This window comes from Pseudomonas sp. AE27, assembly GCF_037113495.1.
GTDB lineage: Bacteria > Pseudomonadota > Gammaproteobacteria > Pseudomonadales > Pseudomonadaceae > Aquipseudomonas > Aquipseudomonas palmensis.
Genome location: NZ_CP146966.1, coordinates 2,904,238 through 2,921,195, shown reverse-complemented (window position 1 = coordinate 2,921,195; position 16,958 = coordinate 2,904,238). Strand labels below are relative to the sequence as shown.

The following is a 16,958-nucleotide window of genomic DNA, read 5'->3' as shown; positions in this document are numbered from 1 at the left end:
GATTACTCGATGTTGAGGCGACGTTTGGCCTGGGCGCGCAGCGAGAAGAACGCCACCAGGCTGACCAGGGCAACCCCCAGCAGGGTCAACAGCAGCAGCGCCGGTACATGCTGGGACAGCAGCCACTGGATGTAACGGAACGGCCCCAGGTGCCCCACGTAGTAGGCCTGCTCGGCCACCAGCGATTCGACATTCCTGCCGTTGATCACCACAAGGCTGCCTTGCAGTGCCTGGGTGTACTGTTCGCCGCCGATCAGGGCGTCGGTGACCTCCACCAGGTTCTGCGGCTGCGGGCTGGACAGCACCACCACGCTGCGCCCGCTCTTGAGCGGCGACTCGAACCCGGTGACGTACGAGCTGCGGTTCTCGCCGGTGAAGGTGAGCGCACCGCGCGCGGCGCGCAGGTTGGCCTTGGGATCGGGGCTGATCCATTCGCGCAGGCGCATCGGCAGGTCGGAGAACTCCACGTAATGCCTGGCGTCCTGGGTCCTGCTGGGCAGGTAGTCGGCCCAGGTCTTGAGCAGTGGCTGGTTGTCGCCGGAAGCCAGCACCAGCAGGTCCTTGTCGGCCAGGGCATCGACCTGGCCGGCCTGGGCCACGGTGACGGCGGTGGCCGGGTAGCCGGTGGAGTCGCCAAAGCGTCCGAGCACGGTGAGGTAGGCGCTCCAGTCGGCGCTGCCGGCGTTGTCCGGCAGGATCACCGCCGAGTCGGACAGGTCGGCCAGGCGCGTGAACGGGAAGCCGCTGTCCTTGAACACGCCCAGGTTGGGCATGGCGATGAAGTGGTCGTAGCCGCTCAGGTCCAGGGTGGAGTCCGGGTCGATGGCGCCGCGCATGTTGTCGATGATGATGTCGCGGCATTCACCCTGCTTGATGTAGTCGTACATGAAGCGGAACTGCAGGCGCGACTGCAGGGCGACCGAGTCCAGCGGCAGCAGCATGCTCGCCTCGCGGGCGATGCTGTCGTCTTTCTTCAGGGCTGCCAGCAGGCTGTCGCCGCCGCCCAGGCGCTCGATCGAGGGCAGGTTCATCGACTTGATGAAAGTGTCGTTGAAGCTCACCAGCAGCGAAGAGTTGGACGAGGTCTGCTGTGGGGTGTAGCGGTACTTGAGGTCCAGCCGGGCGCCCTGTTCGCGCCAGTTGAACAGGTCGGGTGGCAGGCGCACCGGCACGGTGATCATGCCGGGGTTGTAGCCCGACACATTGAGCTGACGCGGGTCGATCAGCTCGCCAAGGCGCACCGGGCGATCGGTCGGCAGCCAGTTGGGCGCGTCATACGGCTGGCGTGGCTGCAGCGCATTGACGGTGTCGATCTGCACGCTGGGGCCGGAGAAACTGCGGTAGCCGATCACCAGGGCGGTGGCGGCGCGCTTGAGTTCGGCGCTGTCGCGTCCGGCGATGACCAGCAGCTTGCCGTGCGGGTCGTTGGGGTTGCTCACCAGCGACAGGGTCGGGCCCTTGAGGTCGGGCAGCGTCAGGCCCTCGACCTGGTTGGCCTCGGCGGTGTTGACCAGCACCACCGCGTTGCCGCTGGCGGGCAGGCTGTGCAGGTTGGTGGGGAAGTTTGCGCCACGGTAGCTGGCCAGCGCACCGATCCACGACGACACCGCGCCCGCCGCTTCGAGGGTGGTGTTGTCGGGGGCCACGGCAAACACGAACGGCAGGCTCAGGGCGCGTGGGTCGCGACGGTCGAACAGCGGCAGCGGCAGCAGGGCCAGGTCGTTGGGCAGCACCACCGGCTTGACCTGCAGGCTCAGCTGGCTTTCGTTGCTGATCTTGGCCCACAGGCTCGAATGCAGCGGGTCTTCGCACTGCATGGTGTAGTGGCCGATCAACTGCACGCCGAGCCGGTTGAACTCGGTGATCAGGTACGGCGGAATGTCGATCACCTGCTTTTGCAGGACGCCGGCGTTTTCCTTGGGCAACGGCAGGCTGGCGGCCACTTCGTCGTTGACCATGATGTTGATCTGCGAGAGGTCGCTGAGCAGCGCTGGCGAATAGGTGTATTGCAGGGTCAGTTGCGCGCCAGTCACCACCTCGTCGGCCCGCACGTCGAAGTTGACCGTGTCGGTCGACTCCACGCCACGCAGGCTCATGGTGTAGTTCTTGCCCAGCTGCTTGAGGCTGAGCTGGTACTTTTCGCCGGCCGCATCCGGTGCCGCCGGCGCCGTTTCGCTGGCGGCGGGCTCCGTGGCGGGCGCCGCTGCGCTGGCCGCGACCTCATCGGCCTGGGCAGGTTGCAGCAGGCTGCCCAGGCACAGCAGCGAGCCGGCGAGCAGACGGCGAGAACGGCGCGACAGGTTCACTTGTTGGTCGGTATGAAGCATGACGGTCATTGCGAGTCCAACGAGGGTTCGAGGTGGGTGGGGGCTTGCTTGCGCTTGTAGCGACGATGGCGCAGGGCGCTGAGGGTCGCCTGGGCCAGGTCCATGATGCCGCGCACGCCGATGCGGCTCACATCGTGCAGGGCGCTCAACGGGGTGTCGGGCTTGCTGCCACCCCAGGTTGCGGCCCAGGTATCGGCCCGCGAGAAGGTCAGGCGCACGAAGTCGCTCTGCTGGCGCAAGGTCAGCGGCTTGAACTGCACCCCGACCATGGCGCCACGGCTGAACACCACGGTGGCCGGCAGTACGCAGGCCTGCTGCTTGCGCATCAGGATCACCTGGATGTCCTGGCCCTTGTGCAGGCTCTGGCCCTCGGGAAGCTTGAAGCCCACGCCCTTTTGCGAGAAGTCCACGGTGGTGCAGTCGATGGTGGTGCCGTCGGCGGTCTGCACCTGAATCGGCAGCTCGGCGCGCACGCGCGGCTCGGAACGCACCTGGCGGGTTTCACTGGCAACCGCAACGGCAGCGCTGGTGATGATCACGTTGTAGATCGTCCAGGCCAGGTTGATGATGATGGTGATGGCTGCGGCCGGGTCGCCCCAGATCAGTTGCACCACACCGAACACCATGCCGATCAGGTTCAGGGTCAGCAGGATGATGTAGGGGCGCGCCAGCTCCCAGTCGAAGTATTCCTTGTCGATGATGCCGCCCTTGTCGGTCACGTTGAAGCCGCCGAGCTTGGGGTTGATCAGCGCCACCAGTACCGGGCGCATGATGTACCAGGCCAGCACCGACTCGTAGACCTCGTTCCAGAACGAATGGCGAAAGCGCCCCTGGATACGCGAGTTGGTCAGGCTGGCGTGGAAGATGTGCGGCAGTACGTAGGCGGTGATCATCAGCGCCGAGGCGTGGAAGATCTGCGCGCCGAAGATCAGGTACGCCAGCGGCGCGGTCAGGAAGACCAGGCGCGGCAGGCCGTAGAAGAAGTGCAGCATGGCGTTCACGTAGCACACGCGTTGGCCGAAGCTCAGGCCCTTGCCGATGAACGGGTTGTCGGTACGGAAGATCTGCGCCATGCCGCGTGCCCAGCGGATGCGCTGGCTGATGTGCCGCGACAGGCTCTCGGTGGCCAGGCCCGCAGCCTGGGGGATCGCCAGGTACGCGGTGTTGTAGCCCTTGCGGTTGAGCTTGAGCGCGGTGTGCGCATCTTCGGTCACCGTCTCGATGGCCACGCCGCCCACTTCCAGCAGGTGGCTGCGGCGGATCACTGCACACGAGCCGCAGAAGAAGGTGGCGTTCCACAGGTCGTTGCCGTCCTGCACCAGGCCGTAGAACAGCTCGCCCTCGTTGGGCACCGAGCGGAACGTGTCGAGGTTCTTCTCGAACGGGTCGGGCGAAAAGAAGAAGTGCGGGGTCTGCAGCAGGGCCAGTTTCGGGTCCTTGAGGAACCAGCCCATCGCCACCTGCAGGAAGGAGCGCGTGGGCACGTGGTCAGCGTCGAAAATGGCGATGTACTCGCCGTCGGTGACCTTCAGGGCCTCGTTGAGGTTGCCGGCCTTGGCGTGGACGTTGTCGGCGCGCACGATGTAGTTGACCCCGATCTGCCGGCAGAACTCGCGAAAATCGTCGCGGCGGCCATCATCCAGCACGTGCACGCGCAGCTTGTCGCGCGGCCAGTCGATGGCCTGGGCGGCGAAGATCGTCAGCTTCACGATGCTCAGCGCTTCGTTGTAGGTGGGGATGAACACATCCACCGTGGGCCAGTCCTTGGGGTCCTGGGTAAGAATCTTGGGCTTGCGCTGCAAGGGCCAGGCGGTCTGCATGTAGCCGAACGCCAGCACCACCAGGGCATAGAACTCTGCTGCCACCAGGCCGTAGCCGAACACGATGTCCAGCCAGCTGTCGAAGCCCAGCGTGTCGGTGACGCGCCAGTACACATAACGCAGGGTGGCCACCAGCGACAACACCACCATGGCCAGCACTGGCAGGCGCCCGGGCAGCTTGCGCAGTATCAGCAGGCCGGCGAAGCACAGGGCGGCGAAGGCGAACTGGCGCTCCAGCTCCAGGGGGGCGGTGACCACGGCCACCAGCAGCAGGGCGCCGATCAGGCCGGCACCGATCTTCAGCGCGCGCAGCACCGGGGCGGGCCATTGCCCGAAGCGTTCGAGCCAGACATTCAAGCGCGCAACCGTGTTGGGCGCCTGCACTGCAGACGCCTGGTCTAAGGGGGCGGTCATGGGGTACCGGACTGTTGGTGGTGATGGGCGAGGTGGGCGCCAAGGGCATGCGCCACGTCGCGCAGGTCCTGGCAGGCAGGGCTGTCGGGCACCTTGACGAACGGATCGAATTCGAAGGCCTGGGCTTCGTCCAGGCTGTGGTCGAGACGGACCATGCCCAGCAGCTCGCGACCGATGCGCTGGCGCAGTACCTGGCACATGTCCAGGTCCAGCGCGCGGGTGGGGTCGACCTTGTTGATCAGGTAGCCGCAGCGCGGCGCGGGGCTGCGCTGGTGCAGGGGCGCAAGCCAGGCCTGTAGTTCATCCAGCACGCGGTAGGCGGCGGGAGTCGGCAGGGTCAGGGCCACCACCTGGTCGGCCATCTCCAGCACTGACGCAAGCCATGGGGTGGCGCCGGTGGGCAGGTCGATGATCAGTACGTCAGCGGGTGTCAGTGCCAGCGTTGCCAATTGCTGCAGCAGCCAGCCAGGCTGGTTGGCCAGGCGCTGCTCCAGGCTGCGCAACTGGGTGGCGTCGGCGTGCCCGAATGGCAGGCATTCGGCGGTCGAGTCGGGCACCGGGTGGCAGTGGATGCTCCAGGGTTCGTCGCTGTCGGTAGCCTGGCTCAGACCGGGGGCGGTACGCGGCAGCATCAGTTGGCTGGCGAGGCTGTTCTGCGGGTCCAGGTCCAGTGCCACCACGCGACCGTGCGGGCGCTCCAGCAGCTTGGCCAGCGCGGCGGCAAAGGTGGTCTTGCCCACACCACCCTTGGCCGAAACCACAGCGATGATGCTGGCCTGGGGGCGTGTCGGTGCCGGTTTGTGCATGGCATGCTCCAGTGCACCCTGATTCAGCCCCTGGGCCGTGGCATGGCGCAGGCGAGCCGCCGCTTCGAGTTGTTCACGCAGCGACAGGGGGGCGCCGGCGGGCTGTGCAGCCGGTTCGGGAGCGGGCGATATACGCTTCACGGGCGCGGGCACCGCAACGACTACCGGCGCAGGAGCAGGTGCCTGTACCGGCGCAGGCACCGATGCCAGGGTCGGCGGCAGCTTCAGGGCCGCCAGGGTCGCGGCCACCGGGGCAACCGGCTCGGGCGCGGCAGCAGGTGTGATCGGTTCAGCCACCGTCAGCGCGGGTTCGAGGTATTCGAACTCGGTGTCGATTTCTTTATAGCTGTCCGCACTTGCCCCAAACCTGGTGAACAGATTTCCAATGTCGTCTGCATGACTCATATGTGTAATCCCGGCCTACGGCTATCTGATCAACTGCTGGGGCAGATAAGGTCTGTCACACTGCTAGGATGCTAATGTGTGATATCAAACTGATAGTGTCAATATTTTGTTTATTTCTGGGCTGGTTTTTCGCATTTTCGCCGAGTTAAAAAAATACCGCCATAAGTTTGACTGTTTTGTCGCTGCCTGTGCAGCGCATCTGCACGATGGATGCCGTTCTTGAACAAGGTCGGCACGAACGGCATAAAGCTTAGCCTAGCTTGTAGGAAATGACTGATAAGTCGTGCTGACATATATCAGTTTGTTTCACGATTGGCACATAGGTTACCAAGCTTTGCCTGGCGCGTGTTCAGTCAGAGGACAGGCAACCGGCCAGCCCGGGCCGTTGTCCGATCAACGGTGACTGGCCGGCGTGCCCATGCACGGCGGATGCATTTTTGCCCCTGCTCCGCTAGGATTAGCGGTCTTTGGTCTATCTATCCGACGGTTTTCGATGAGTTATCAGGTTCTTGCACGTAAATGGCGTCCGCGCTCGTTCCGCGAAATGGTCGGCCAGACCCATGTGCTCAAGGCCCTGATCAACGCGCTGGACAACCAGCGGCTGCACCACGCCTACCTGTTCACCGGCACCCGCGGGGTGGGCAAGACCACCATCGCGCGCATCATCGCCAAATGCGTCAACTGTGAAACCGGCATTACCTCGACACCGTGCGGCACCTGTTCGGTGTGCCGCGAGATCGACGAGGGGCGCTTCGTCGACCTGATCGAGATCGACGCCGCCAGCCGCACCAAGGTCGAGGATACCCGCGAGCTGCTCGACAACGTGCAGTACGCGCCAAGCCGCGGGCGCTTCAAGGTCTACCTGATCGACGAAGTGCACATGCTCTCCAGCCACTCGTTCAACGCCTTGCTCAAGACGCTTGAAGAGCCGCCGCCCTACGTCAAGTTCATTCTTGCCACCACCGACCCGCAGAAGCTGCCCGCCACCATCCTGTCGCGCTGCCTGCAGTTCTCGCTCAAGAACATGACCCCCGAGCGGGTGGTCGAGCACCTGAGCCATGTGCTCGGGGTCGAGAACGTGCCGTTCGAAGACGACGCCCTGTGGTTGCTGGGTCGCGCCGCCGACGGTTCGATGCGCGATGCCATGAGCCTCACCGACCAGGCCATCGCCTTTGGCGAAGGCAAGGTGCTGGCGGCGGATGTGCGCGCCATGCTCGGCACCCTCGATCACGGCCAGGTCTATGGCGTGCTCCAGGCCCTGCTCGAAGGGGACGCACGGGCCCTGCTCGAAGCCGTGCGGCACCTGGCCGAGCAGGGGCCGGACTGGAACGGTGTGCTGTCTGAAATGCTCAATGTGCTGCACCGCGTGGCGGTGGCCCAGGCGCTGCCCGAGGCGGTGGACAACGGCCAGGGTGATCGTGACCGCGTGCTGGCGCTGGCCGGCGCTCTGCCGGCCGAAGATGTGCAGTTCTATTACCAGATGGGCCTGATCGGCCGGCGCGATCTGCCGCTGGCCCCCGACCCGCGTGGCGGCTTCGAGATGGTGCTGTTGCGCATGTTGGCGTTCCGCCCGGCCGACACCGTCGATGCGCCGACACCGACGCTAAAGTCGACGGGGATCAGCCAGGCCACAGCTGACTCCCCACCCGCGGTGGCAGCGGTCGCCGCGCCGGTGGTGGCTGCACCGGTCGTGCCCACGCCAGTTGCCGAACCTGTTGCCCGCCCGCAGCCCGAACCCGAGCCGCCGGTGCAGGCTGCGCCAGTGCTGCAAGCGCAGGTTGCCGAGCCGCCCGTGCCCGAGGTCGACCTGCCCTGGAACGAGCCGGCCGCGCCTGCGCCCGAGCTCGCTGCGGCGCCTGAACCCGAGCCGGAACCCGAGCCGCAGCCCGAACCTGAACCCGAGGCGATTGCTGCGCCCGTGCCAGCCGCGCCCGCGCCGGCCATCGCGCATCACGATGAGCCACCGATCGCCGACCACGCCAGCTATAGCCCGGCGGGCATGGAGCGCGACGACGAGCCACCGCTGGACGAAGATTACTACGACGCCGAAATCGACCCGGTGGGCTACAGCTACCTGGACGAGCTGGCCAGCGAGACCGCGCCGGAGCCTGCACCGGAGCCCGAGCCAGAGCCTGCCGCGCAACCGGCCACCGGCCTGGCGTTGCAATGGCTGGAGATGTTCCCGCTGCTGCCGATTTCGGGCATGACCGCCAGCATCGCCGCCAACTGCACGCTGATCGCGATGGACGGTGACAACTGGCTGCTGCACCTGGACCCGGCGCACAGCGCCCTGTTCAACGCCACCCAGCAGCGGCGCCTGAACGATGCGCTCAACCAGCACCTTGGGCGTACCCTGAACCTGAGCATCGAGCTGATCCGCCCCGAGCAGGAAACCCCGGCCCAGGCCGCGTCGCGCAGGCGTGCCGACCGTCAGCGCGAGGCCGAGGCGTCGATCGAGAACGATCCGTTCATCCAGCAGATGATCCAGCAGTTCGGCGCCACCGTGCGTCACGATACTATTGAACCTGTCGACGCCCTGGTGGCCCAGGGCGACTAATCCGTTTACCCCAGCACCGCGGTCTGCCGCGGTGTGCCAAGTAACTTGATACCGAGGTGATTCCCATGATGAAAGGTGGCATGGCCGGCCTGATGAAGCAGGCACAGCAGATGCAGGAAAAAATGGCCAAGATGCAGGAAGAGCTGGCCAACGCCGAAGTGACCGGCCAATCGGGCGCCGGCCTGGTCAGCGTGGTGATGACCGGTCGCCATGACGTCAAGCGCATCAGCCTGGACGACAGCCTGATGCAGGAAGACAAGGAAGTGCTGGAAGACCTGATCGCAGCGGCCGTGAACGATGCGGTGCGCAAGGTCGAGGCCAACAGCCAGGAAAAGATGGGTGGCATGACCGCCGGCATGCAACTGCCGCCGGGCTTCAAGATGCCGTTCTGAGGCATTGCCTGCGTGACCCTCGGTGGGAGCACAGCCATTCGGTTGTCGCTCCCATCGTCGTTTTTCCGTTCAACCGATGATCTGCCAGGCCTTTTACCATGAGCTTCAGCCCCTTGATTCGCCAACTGATCGACGCCTTGCGCACGCTGCCGGGTGTGGGTCAGAAAACTGCCCAGCGCATGGCCCTGCAACTGCTGGAGCGTGACCGCAGCGGCGGCGTACGCCTGGCCCAGGCGTTGAGCCAGGCCATGGAGGGGGTGGGGCATTGCCGTCAGTGCCGCACCCTGACCGAGCAGGAGCTGTGCCCGCAGTGCGCCGATCCACGGCGTGACGACACCCTGCTGTGCGTGGTGGAGGGGCCGATGGACGTGTACGCGGTGGAGCAGACCGGTTATCGCGGCCGCTACTTCGTGCTCAAGGGGCATCTGTCGCCACTGGACGGCCTGGGGCCGGAGGCCATCGGGATTCCGCAGTTGCTGGCGCGCATTGCCGAGCAGGGCAGCTTCACCGAGGTGATCCTGGCCACCAACCCCACGGTGGAAGGGGAGGCCACGGCGCATTACATCGCGCAGCTGCTGGCGGACAAGGGGCTGGTGGCTTCACGCATCGCCCATGGTGTGCCGCTGGGCGGGGAGCTGGAACTGGTGGATGGCGGAACGCTGGCGCATTCGTTCGCGGGGCGCAAGCCGATCACGCTGTGACCGTGCGGGGCCCCTTCGCCAGCAAGGCTGGCTCCTACAAGAGCATGCGGCCTTTGTAGGAGCCAGCCTTGCTGGCGAAGGGGTCAGTGCGCGCTCAATATTCGCTGAGCGAAAACTCGGTCAGGCAGAACGTCTGCACCCCTGCCGCCTGCAGCTTCTGCGAGCCGCCCAGCTCCGGCAGGTCGATGATCGCCGCCGCCTCGAACACGGCCGCCCCCATGCGCCGTATCAGCTTGGCCGCTGCCAGCAGGGTGCCGCCGGTGGCGATCAGGTCATCCATGATCAGCACCGCATCGCCCTCGCACAGGCTGTCGGCATGCACTTCCAGAAACGCCTCGCCATATTCGGTCTGGTAACCCTCGGCCAGCACATCGGCCGGCAGCTTGCCCTGCTTGCGAAACAGGATCAGCGGCTTGTTGAGCTGGTGGGCAATGATCGAGCCGATCAGGAAGCCGCGCGCATCCAGCGCCCCGACATGGCTGAAGTCAGCCTCGACATAGCGTTCGATGAATTGGTCGGCAACGTGGCGCAGGCCCCGAGGGGACTGGAACAGCGGGGTAATGTCGCGAAAGATCACCCCCGGCTTGGGAAAGTCCGTTACCGGGCGGATCAGGGATTTGAGGTCGAACGCATCGGTCGGCATGGGGCAGGTATCCTGAAGGGCAAACGCCAGCCAGTATACCTGCTGCGCCAGGTGTCAGCTGTCCAGCGAGCCGCCGGCCAGGGCGCACAGCTGAATCGGGTCGATGATGCGTACTTCCTTGCCTTCGGCTTCGATCAGGCCGTTCTGCTGGAAGCGCGTGAACACCCGTGACACGGTTTCCACCGCCAGGCCCAGGTAGTTGCCGATCTCGTTGCGCGACATGCTCAGGCGGAACTGGTTGGCCGAGTAGCCGCGTGCGCGAAAGCGCGCCGACAGGTTGACCAGGAAGGTGGCGATGCGCTCGTCCGCAGTCTTCTTGGACAGCAGCAGCATCATCTGCTGGTCGTCGCGAATCTCGCGGCTCATCACCCGCATCAGTTGGCGACGCAGCTGCGGCAGTTGCACCGACAGCTCGTCCAGGCGCTCGAAGGGGATCTCGCACACCGAAGTGGTTTCCTGGGCCTGCGCCGATACCGGGTAGGCCTCGGTGTCCATGCCCGACAGCCCGACCAGCTCGCTGGGCAGGTGGAAGCCGGTGATCTGCTCCTCGCCCGCGTCGCTCAGGCTGAAGGTCTTCAGGGCGCCGGAGCGCACGGCGTAAACCGAGCCGAAGTTGTCGCCCTGGCGGAACAGAAACTCGCCTTTTTTCAACGGACGCCCGCGCTTGACGATTTCGTCCAGTGCGTCCATGTCTTCCAGATTCAGCGAAAGAGGCAGGCACAAGGGCGCCAGGCTGCAATCCTTGCAATGGGCCTGGTTGTGAGGGCGCAGTTTAACTGGCTCGGACATTTTCATTCGATCCTTCTGGGGAAAGCACACATAAGCCGTAAGGGTAACTCAGACGGCCGGGTTCAGGCCAGCGTGCGCGCTTTTGGTGCGTGCTGGGCTCAAGATCGGCGATGTTTGGCCGATGACCTGGAATAGTGTCCTTAACAGGAAAGACTGTCCATGCTCTCTATCGATTCAAATCCTCTGAATAGCGCTGCAACCCAACTCAAACCCCCTGTCGCCAAGACCAATGTCGACGGTGCCCAGAGCGCCCAACCGGCCGAGGCTCCTGCCAAGGAGGGGGTCAGGGTCAACCTGTCCCTGGCGGGCCTGCAGGCGTCCAAAAGCAGCGGCGGCAACAAGGACATCGAGGAAAGCGGTCTGCCCCAGACCATCCAGCAGACCCTCAAGACCATCCGCAAGCTGCAGCAGCAACTGGCTGAAAAGATGCAGCAGATGCAGGCCGTCATGCGAGACAACTCCCTGACCCCCGAGCAGATGCGGCAAAAGGTCTCATCGCTGCAGGGTGAGATCGCCACGCTGACGGGGGCAATCACCACCGCCACCGCCAACCTGAACAAGGCCATGAAGCAGGAGAACCTGAGCCTTGATCAGGTCGCGAAGGTGTTCGAGTTGATGGGCTGATTCAAATCACCCGCGAAAACCGCTGGCGGTTGTGCAGGTCTAGGTAGGCATCGAACACCATGCATACCGAGCGTACCAGCAGGCGCCCCGCCGGCAACACCTTGATCCCGTTGGCATCCAGGCTGATCAGGCCGTCCTTGGCCATGCCCAGCAGGGCAGGCCACTGCGCGTTGAAGTAACCGCGAAAATCGAGGGTGAAGGCGCGCTCGATGGTCTCGAACTCCAGTTCGAAATGGCAGATCAGCTGCTGGATCACCGCGCGGCGGATGCGGTCGTCCTCGTTGCAGATCAGGCCGCGACTGGTGGGCAACTGCGAGGCGCCGAGGGTGTTCTGGTATTCGTTCAGATCACTGCTGTTCTGGCAGTACAGGTCGCCGATCTGGCTGATGGCCGACACGCCAAGGCCGATCAGGTCGCAGTGGCCGTGGGTGGTGTAGCCCTGGAAGTTGCGCTGCAGGGTCGACTCTTCCTGGGCAATGGCCAGTTCGTCGTCGGGCAGGGCGAAATGGTCCATGCCGATGTAGCGATAGCCTGCCTCGGTCAGCTGCTCGATGGTGTTGTGCAGCATTTCCAGTTTCAGCGCAGGCGCCGGCAGGTCGCTGCTGTCGATGCGCCGCTGGGGCATGAAACGCTCGGGCAGGTGCGCATAGTTGAACACCGAGAGGCGGTCGGGCTGCAGCTTGATCACTTCCTCGACGGTGCGTGCAAAGCCTTCGGTACTCTGCTTGGGCAGGCCGTAGATCAGGTCGAGGTTGATCGAGCGAAACTGCAGGGTGCGCGCCGCCTCGATGATCGCGCGGGTCTGCTCCAGGCTTTGCGGGCGGTTGATGGCCCGTTGCACCACCGGGTCGAGGTCTTGCACGCCCAGGCTGACACGGTTGAAGCCCAGTTCGCGCAGCAGCCCCATGGTCGACCAGTCGGCCTCGCGCGGGTCGATCTCGATGCCGTAGTCGCCCGAATCATCATCCAGCAGGTTGAAGTGCTGACGCAGGTGCGTCATCAGCTGGCGCAGTTCGGCGTGGCTGAGAAAAGTCGGTGTACCGCCGCCCAGGTGCAACTGCTCCACGGTCTGGCGCGGGTCCAGGTGGCAGGCGATCAGCTGGATTTCCTGCTCCAGGCGCTGCAGGTAGGGCTGGGCGCGGCCGCGGTCCTTGGTGATCACCTTGTTGCAGGCGCAGTAGTAGCAGATGTTAGCGCAGAACGGCACGTGCACGTACAGCGACAGCGGGCGCGCGGCGCGGCGGCTGTCACGCAGGGCGTGCAACAGGTCGAACGAGCCGACCTGGCTGTGCAGTTGCACGGCGGTCGGGTAGGAGGTGTAGCGCGGGCCCGCCAGATCGTAACGGCGAATAAGGTCGGGGTCCCAGTGGAGGGCGTCGAGCATGGTGGCAGTCCCTGGAATGGCGGCAGTGTCCGGAGTCTAGGGAGCGTTGTGTCAGGGCGTGTTGATTTGTATCAACGGGTGTTCAGTGCCCCATGAGCCAGTGCTGGTGCGGCCCCGGCAGGGTCCACAGGCCGAACAGGATCACCAGCAGGCCCCCTGTCACGCGTACCCCGCGCTTGCGTAGCAGGGCGCTGGTGCGCTCGGCAGCCAGCCCCGTGGCCAACAGCACCGGCCAGGTGCCCAGGCCGAAGGCCAGCATCAGCAGGGCGCTGTGGGTGGCGTTGCCCTGGCTGGCGGCCCACAGCAGGGTGCTGTAGACCAGCCCGCACGGCAACCAGCCCCACAGCGCGCCCAGCAGCAGCGCGCGCGGCAGGCTCGACACCGGCAGCAGGCGATTGGCCACCGGCTGTATGTGCCGCCACAGGCCGCGTCCCAGGCTTTCGATGCGGGTCAGGCCGCTCCACCAGCCGGCCAGGTACAGGCCCATGCTGATCAGCAGCAGCGCCGCGAGCACGCGCATGCCGGTGGCCAGCGGGCCGCCCGCCACCGCCCAGCCGGCCAGGCCCAGCAGCAGGCCGGCAGCGGCATAGCTGAGGATGCGCCCCAGGTTGTACGCCAGCAGCAGCTGAAAGCGCCGGCTGCGCTGCGCCTTGGGAATGGCCAGGGTGAGTGCGCCCATCAGGCCGCCGCACATGCCCAGGCAGTGGCCGCCCCCCAGCAGGCCGAGGATCAGCGCTGAACTCAGCAGCGGCAACAGGTCAAGCATGGGGCGGGGTGCCGCTGTCGTCGGGCTTGCGCGGCTCGGCCTGGTCCAGGGCGGCCTGGTGCTTGGGGTCCTGGTCGTCGAACAGGATGCTGTGGGCCGGGCCTTCGAGGTCGTCGTACTGGCCGCTGTCCACGGCCCAGAAGAAGATGTACACGGCGATCGCGACGATCAGCAGCGCGGCGGGAATCATGACGTAGAGCGCGGGCATGGGGTCTCCGGGTCAGGCCGTCGCGGGGTTTGCGGCGTCGACGATAGGGGCGGTGGCAGGCAGCTCGCGGATGCGCGTAAGGCGCAGGGCGTTGAGCACCACGATCAGCGAACTGACCGACATGCCGACCGCCGCCCAGATCGGAGTGATCCAGCCCAGTGCGGCGAACGGCAGCATGAGGCCATTGTACAGGCCAGCCCACAGCAGGTTCTCGATGATTATCCGGCGCGTGCGGCGCGCCAGGCCGAAAGCCTGCACCAGCGCCTCCAGGCGGTTGGACAACAGCACCGCATCGGCGCTGGTCTTGGCCAGGTCGGTGGCCGAGCCCATGGCAATGCTGATGTCGGCCGCGGCCAGCACCGGCACGTCGTTGACCCCGTCACCCAGCATCAGCACCTTGTGTCCCTTGGCCTGCAGGGCCTTGAGCCGTTGCAGCTTGTCGTCCGGGCGAAGGCCGCCGACGGCCTGGTCGATGCGCAGCTCGGCGGCGACGCTGGCCACCATCGGCGAGCTGTCGCCCGACAGCAGCAGGGTCTGCCAGCCGCGGGCACGGCAGGCTGCCAGCAGGTCGGCGGCGTCGTGGCGCAGGCGGTCGTCGAGCACGAACCAGGCCAGCGGCCCGTGGCTGTCGCCCAGCAGCAGCCACTGCCCGGGTTCATCGGGCATCGCCGGCACTGCGCTGTGGCTCAGGGCGCACACGAAGTCGGCCTGGCCGATGCGCAGGCGGCGGTTCTCCACCTGCCCCTCAAGACCCAGCCCCGGCGTGCTCTGCACGTCGTCGGCGACCGTGATGGTGCGCCCGAAGGCGCGGGCGATCGGGTGCTCGGAGCGGCTTTCGAGGGCGGCGGCGAGGGTCAGGCACTGGTCGGCGTCCAGCGTCCCCAGCGGGCGGATGGCGCGCAATGTCAGGCGCCCCTCGGTGAGGGTGCCGGTCTTGTCGAAGATCACCGTGTCGATCTGGTTCAGGCCCTCCAGCACATGGCCGCGGGTGAGCAGCAGGCCGAGCTTGTGCAGCGTGCCGGTGGCCGCGGTGAGCGCGGTGGGGGTGGCCAGCGAGAGTGCGCAGGGGCAGGTGGCGACCAGCATGGCCAGCACAATCCAGAACGCCCGCGAGGGGTCCAGTTCCCACCACAGCAGGCCGATGGCCGCGGCGGCTACCAGCGAGAACAGCAGGAACCACTGCGAGGCACGGTCGGCGATCTCGGCCAGGCGAGGTTTTTCCGACTGGGCGCGTTCGAGCAGGCGCACGATGGCCGACAGTCGGGTGTCCTGGCCCAGGGCCTGCACCTGCACGGTCAGTACGCTCTCGATGTTCAGCGTGCCGGCCGTCACCGCATCGCCGCGCTGGCGCGGTTGCGGCAGGTACTCGCCGGTCAGCAGCGATTCGTCGACGCTCGACTGGCCGTCGATGATGCGCCCGTCGGCGGGCAGCACCGCGCCCGGGTGTACCAGGACCCGGTCACCGGTCTGCAGCTCGCGCAGCAGGATGCGCTGGCTGTTGCCGTCGGCATCCAGGCGCAGGCACGAGGCCGGCAGCAGGTTGACCAGTTGCGCGGTGGCTGCGGCGGTGCGCTCGCGGGCACGGCGTTCCAGGTAGCGCCCGGCCAGCAGGAACAGCGCGAACATGCCCACCGCATCGAAATACAGCTCGCCGCTGCCGGTGATGGCAGTCCAGATGCCGGCGAAGTAGGCCAGGCCGATGGCCAGCGACACCGAGACGTCCATGGTCAGGTGGCGGGTGCGCAGGTCGCGGGCGGCGCCCTTGAAGAACGGCGCGCAGCTGTAGAACACGATGGGCGTGGTGAGAAACAGTGCCACCCAGCGCAGGATGGTGTGCAGCTCCGGGCTCAGGTCAATGTTGAACTCGGGCCAGGTGGCCATGGTTGCCATCATGGCCTGGAACCACAGCAGGCCGGCCACGCCGAGCTGGCGCAGGGCGGTGCGGTTCTCGCTGGCCAGCTGCTCGGCGGCGCGGTCGGCCTGGTAGGGGTGGGCGGCGTAGCCGATATGGCGCAGTTCACCCAACAGTTGCGAGAGCGGCAGCTGGCTGTCGGCCCATTGCACCTGCAGGCGATGGTTGGACAGGTTCAGTCGCGCCTCGGCCACCGCCGGCAGGTTGCGCAGGTGCTTTTCGATCAGCCAGCCGCAGGCGGCGCAACTGATGCCTTCGATCATCAGGGTGGTTTCAGCGAGTTCGCCGGTGTGGCGCACGAAAGGCTTCTGCACGTCGCTGCGATCGTACAGGGCCAGTTCGTCGACCAGTTGCACGGGCAGCGCGTCGGGGTTGGCGCTGGCTTCGCTGCGGTGCTGGTAGTAGCTTTCCAGGTTGCCGGCGACGATGGCTTCGGCCACGGCCTGGCAGCCGGGGCAGCAGAATGCACGGGGTTCGCCGAGTACCACGGCGGTGAAGTGGCTGCCGGCCGGGACGGGCAGGGCGCAGTGGTAGCAAGGCGTGGGGCTGGTCATTGTTATCTATCGCAGATGGGTGGTGACCTTGTCGCGGGTCAAGCCCGCTCCCACAGGGTGTCTGAGCACCGAAAACCTGTGGGAGCGGGCTTGACCCGCGATTGCAGTCGACTCATTTCTCGAGGTGTTCAGCCCCTTGCAGCGCCTCGTCACCCAGCATCAGCGTGGTGTCGTGCGCCACTTGCTCTTCTTCGAACAGGCGCCATACCTGGCCCTTTTCGGTACCCAGCAGCTCGACGAAACGCCGGCCCTCGACCTTGTCGCTCAACTGCCCCAGGTAACGTCCGGGCTCGCTTTCGCTGCGGGTCAGCATGATCTTGCGGTCCTTCTCCGGCTGGGTCGGCGAGATCAGGTTCAGCTCCAGGGTCTGCGGCTGGCTGTCACCGCTCAGGCGCAGGTCCACTTCGCCGGTCAGCTCGTCCAGGTGCACGCTGGCCTTGAGCTTCAGGCTCTGCCCCAGCAGCTCGCGGTCCAGCGAGCGGTTGATGCCCTTGCCAGCCTCGTAGTAGTTGTCGTTGACCAGGTTGTCCGGGTTGTTCACTGCGATGGTCACCATGGTCAGGCTCAAGGTCACCGACGTGGCCAGCACGCCGATGATGATCCACGGCCAGAGGTGGTGGTGCCAGGGGCTGGAGGCGTTTGCAGGCATGTCTCTA

14 protein-coding genes are annotated in these 16,958 nt (G+C 65.9%); 4 read left to right on the top strand and 10 right to left on the bottom strand.

The window, feature by feature from the left end:
• Positions 1 to 2: 2 nt before the first annotated feature.
• The 3 genes from bcsB to bcsQ are packed head-to-tail and all read right to left on the bottom strand — an operon-like array spanning position 3 to position 5,772.
• A complete protein-coding gene (gene bcsB, locus V9K84_RS13295; protein ID WP_043862370.1) occupies positions 3 to 2,336 on the bottom strand; it encodes a cellulose biosynthesis cyclic di-GMP-binding regulatory protein BcsB in 2,334 nt (777 codons plus the stop codon).
• Positions 2,333 to 4,561, bottom strand: coding sequence for a UDP-forming cellulose synthase catalytic subunit (bcsA, locus tag V9K84_RS13290; RefSeq protein ID WP_043862371.1), 2,229 nt, complete (start codon positions 4,559 to 4,561; stop codon positions 2,333 to 2,335). The genes bcsB and bcsA overlap by 4 nt, the downstream gene beginning before the upstream one ends.
• On the bottom strand, positions 4,558 to 5,772 hold the full coding sequence (gene bcsQ / locus V9K84_RS13285; RefSeq protein WP_088515636.1) for a cellulose biosynthesis protein BcsQ: 1,215 nt from the start codon (positions 5,770 to 5,772) through the stop codon (positions 4,558 to 4,560). Before bcsQ ends, bcsA begins: the two co-directional genes overlap by 4 nt.
• Before the next feature lie 493 nt (positions 5,773 to 6,265).
• Between bcsQ and dnaX the strand changes: the two genes are divergently transcribed.
• From dnaX to recR, 3 genes are all read left to right on the top strand, one after another.
• Positions 6,266 to 8,329 (top strand): DNA polymerase III subunit gamma/tau, encoded by a 2,064-nt coding sequence (dnaX, locus tag V9K84_RS13280; protein WP_054915582.1) that lies wholly within the window; start codon positions 6,266 to 6,268, stop codon positions 8,327 to 8,329.
• A gap of 65 nt (positions 8,330 to 8,394) precedes the next feature.
• The gene (locus V9K84_RS13275) at positions 8,395 to 8,721 is read left to right on the top strand and encodes a YbaB/EbfC family nucleoid-associated protein (protein WP_010226011.1); all 327 of its coding nucleotides are present in this window, start codon (positions 8,395 to 8,397) and stop codon (positions 8,719 to 8,721) included.
• Positions 8,722 to 8,819: 98 nt separating this feature from the next.
• Positions 8,820 to 9,422 (top strand): recombination mediator RecR, encoded by a 603-nt coding sequence (gene recR, locus V9K84_RS13270; RefSeq protein ID WP_043862374.1) that lies wholly within the window; start codon positions 8,820 to 8,822, stop codon positions 9,420 to 9,422.
• Positions 9,423 to 9,516: 94 nt separating this feature from the next.
• On the opposite strand, the gene V9K84_RS13265 is transcribed toward recR, so the two are convergent.
• On the bottom strand, positions 9,517 to 10,065 hold the full coding sequence (locus V9K84_RS13265) for an adenine phosphoribosyltransferase (protein WP_058542026.1): 549 nt from the start codon (positions 10,063 to 10,065) through the stop codon (positions 9,517 to 9,519).
• A 54-nt stretch (positions 10,066 to 10,119) separates the two neighbouring features.
• Entirely contained in the window at positions 10,120 to 10,854 is a 735-nt protein-coding gene (fnrA, locus tag V9K84_RS13260; RefSeq protein ID WP_043862376.1) for a Crp/Fnr family transcriptional regulator FnrA, read from the bottom strand.
• A gap of 159 nt (positions 10,855 to 11,013) precedes the next feature.
• On the opposite strand from fnrA, the gene V9K84_RS13255 reads away from it, so the two are divergent.
• Entirely contained in the window at positions 11,014 to 11,478 is a 465-nt protein-coding gene (locus tag V9K84_RS13255) for a hypothetical protein (RefSeq protein ID WP_043862377.1), read from the top strand.
• 1 nt (position 11,479) lies between these two features.
• On the opposite strand, the gene hemN is transcribed toward V9K84_RS13255, so the two are convergent.
• From hemN to V9K84_RS13230, 5 genes are all read right to left on the bottom strand, one after another.
• Positions 11,480 to 12,862 carry an oxygen-independent coproporphyrinogen III oxidase gene (gene hemN / locus V9K84_RS13250; protein WP_058542025.1) on the bottom strand — a complete coding sequence of 461 codons (1,383 nt, stop codon included), beginning with the start codon at positions 12,860 to 12,862 and terminating at the stop codon, positions 11,480 to 11,482.
• Positions 12,863 to 12,944: 82 nt separating this feature from the next.
• Positions 12,945 to 13,628, bottom strand: coding sequence for a sulfite exporter TauE/SafE family protein (locus V9K84_RS13245; RefSeq protein WP_043862379.1), 684 nt, complete (start codon positions 13,626 to 13,628; stop codon positions 12,945 to 12,947).
• Positions 13,621 to 13,836 (bottom strand): cbb3-type cytochrome oxidase assembly protein CcoS, encoded by a 216-nt coding sequence (gene ccoS, locus V9K84_RS13240; RefSeq protein WP_088515637.1) that lies wholly within the window; start codon positions 13,834 to 13,836, stop codon positions 13,621 to 13,623. Before ccoS ends, V9K84_RS13245 begins: the two co-directional genes overlap by 8 nt.
• A 12-nt stretch (positions 13,837 to 13,848) precedes the next feature.
• Entirely contained in the window at positions 13,849 to 16,302 is a 2,454-nt protein-coding gene (locus tag V9K84_RS13235) for a heavy metal translocating P-type ATPase (RefSeq protein WP_088515638.1), read from the bottom strand.
• A 112-nt stretch (positions 16,303 to 16,414) separates the two neighbouring features.
• Positions 16,415 to 16,951 carry a FixH family protein gene (locus V9K84_RS13230; protein ID WP_043862382.1) on the bottom strand — a complete coding sequence of 179 codons (537 nt, stop codon included), beginning with the start codon at positions 16,949 to 16,951 and terminating at the stop codon, positions 16,415 to 16,417.
• Between the last annotated feature and the right edge of the window lie 7 nt (positions 16,952 to 16,958).

Bases quoted from the DNA above. Each gene is read 5' to 3' on its own strand.
- bcsB (WP_043862370.1), bottom strand. From the start codon at position 2,336: ATGACCGTCATGCTTCATACCGACCAACAAGTGAACCTGTCGCGCCGT.
- bcsA (WP_043862371.1), bottom strand. From the start codon at position 4,561: ATGACCGCCCCCTTAGACCAGGCGTCTGCAGTGCAGGCGCCCAACACG.
- bcsQ (WP_088515636.1), bottom strand. From the start codon at position 5,772: ATGAGTCATGCAGACGACATTGGAAATCTGTTCACCAGGTTTGGGGCA.
- dnaX (WP_054915582.1), top strand. From the start codon at position 6,266: ATGAGTTATCAGGTTCTTGCACGTAAATGGCGTCCGCGCTCGTTCCGC.
- V9K84_RS13275 (WP_010226011.1), top strand. From the start codon at position 8,395: ATGATGAAAGGTGGCATGGCCGGCCTGATGAAGCAGGCACAGCAGATG.
- recR (WP_043862374.1), top strand. From the start codon at position 8,820: ATGAGCTTCAGCCCCTTGATTCGCCAACTGATCGACGCCTTGCGCACG.
- V9K84_RS13265 (WP_058542026.1), bottom strand. From the start codon at position 10,065: ATGCCGACCGATGCGTTCGACCTCAAATCCCTGATCCGCCCGGTAACG.
- fnrA (WP_043862376.1), bottom strand. From the start codon at position 10,854: ATGTCCGAGCCAGTTAAACTGCGCCCTCACAACCAGGCCCATTGCAAG.
- V9K84_RS13255 (WP_043862377.1), top strand. From the start codon at position 11,014: ATGCTCTCTATCGATTCAAATCCTCTGAATAGCGCTGCAACCCAACTC.
- hemN (WP_058542025.1), bottom strand. From the start codon at position 12,862: ATGCTCGACGCCCTCCACTGGGACCCCGACCTTATTCGCCGTTACGAT.
- V9K84_RS13245 (WP_043862379.1), bottom strand. From the start codon at position 13,628: ATGCTTGACCTGTTGCCGCTGCTGAGTTCAGCGCTGATCCTCGGCCTG.
- ccoS (WP_088515637.1), bottom strand. From the start codon at position 13,836: ATGCCCGCGCTCTACGTCATGATTCCCGCCGCGCTGCTGATCGTCGCG.
- V9K84_RS13235 (WP_088515638.1), bottom strand. From the start codon at position 16,302: ATGACCAGCCCCACGCCTTGCTACCACTGCGCCCTGCCCGTCCCGGCC.
- V9K84_RS13230 (WP_043862382.1), bottom strand. From the start codon at position 16,951: ATGCCTGCAAACGCCTCCAGCCCCTGGCACCACCACCTCTGGCCGTGG.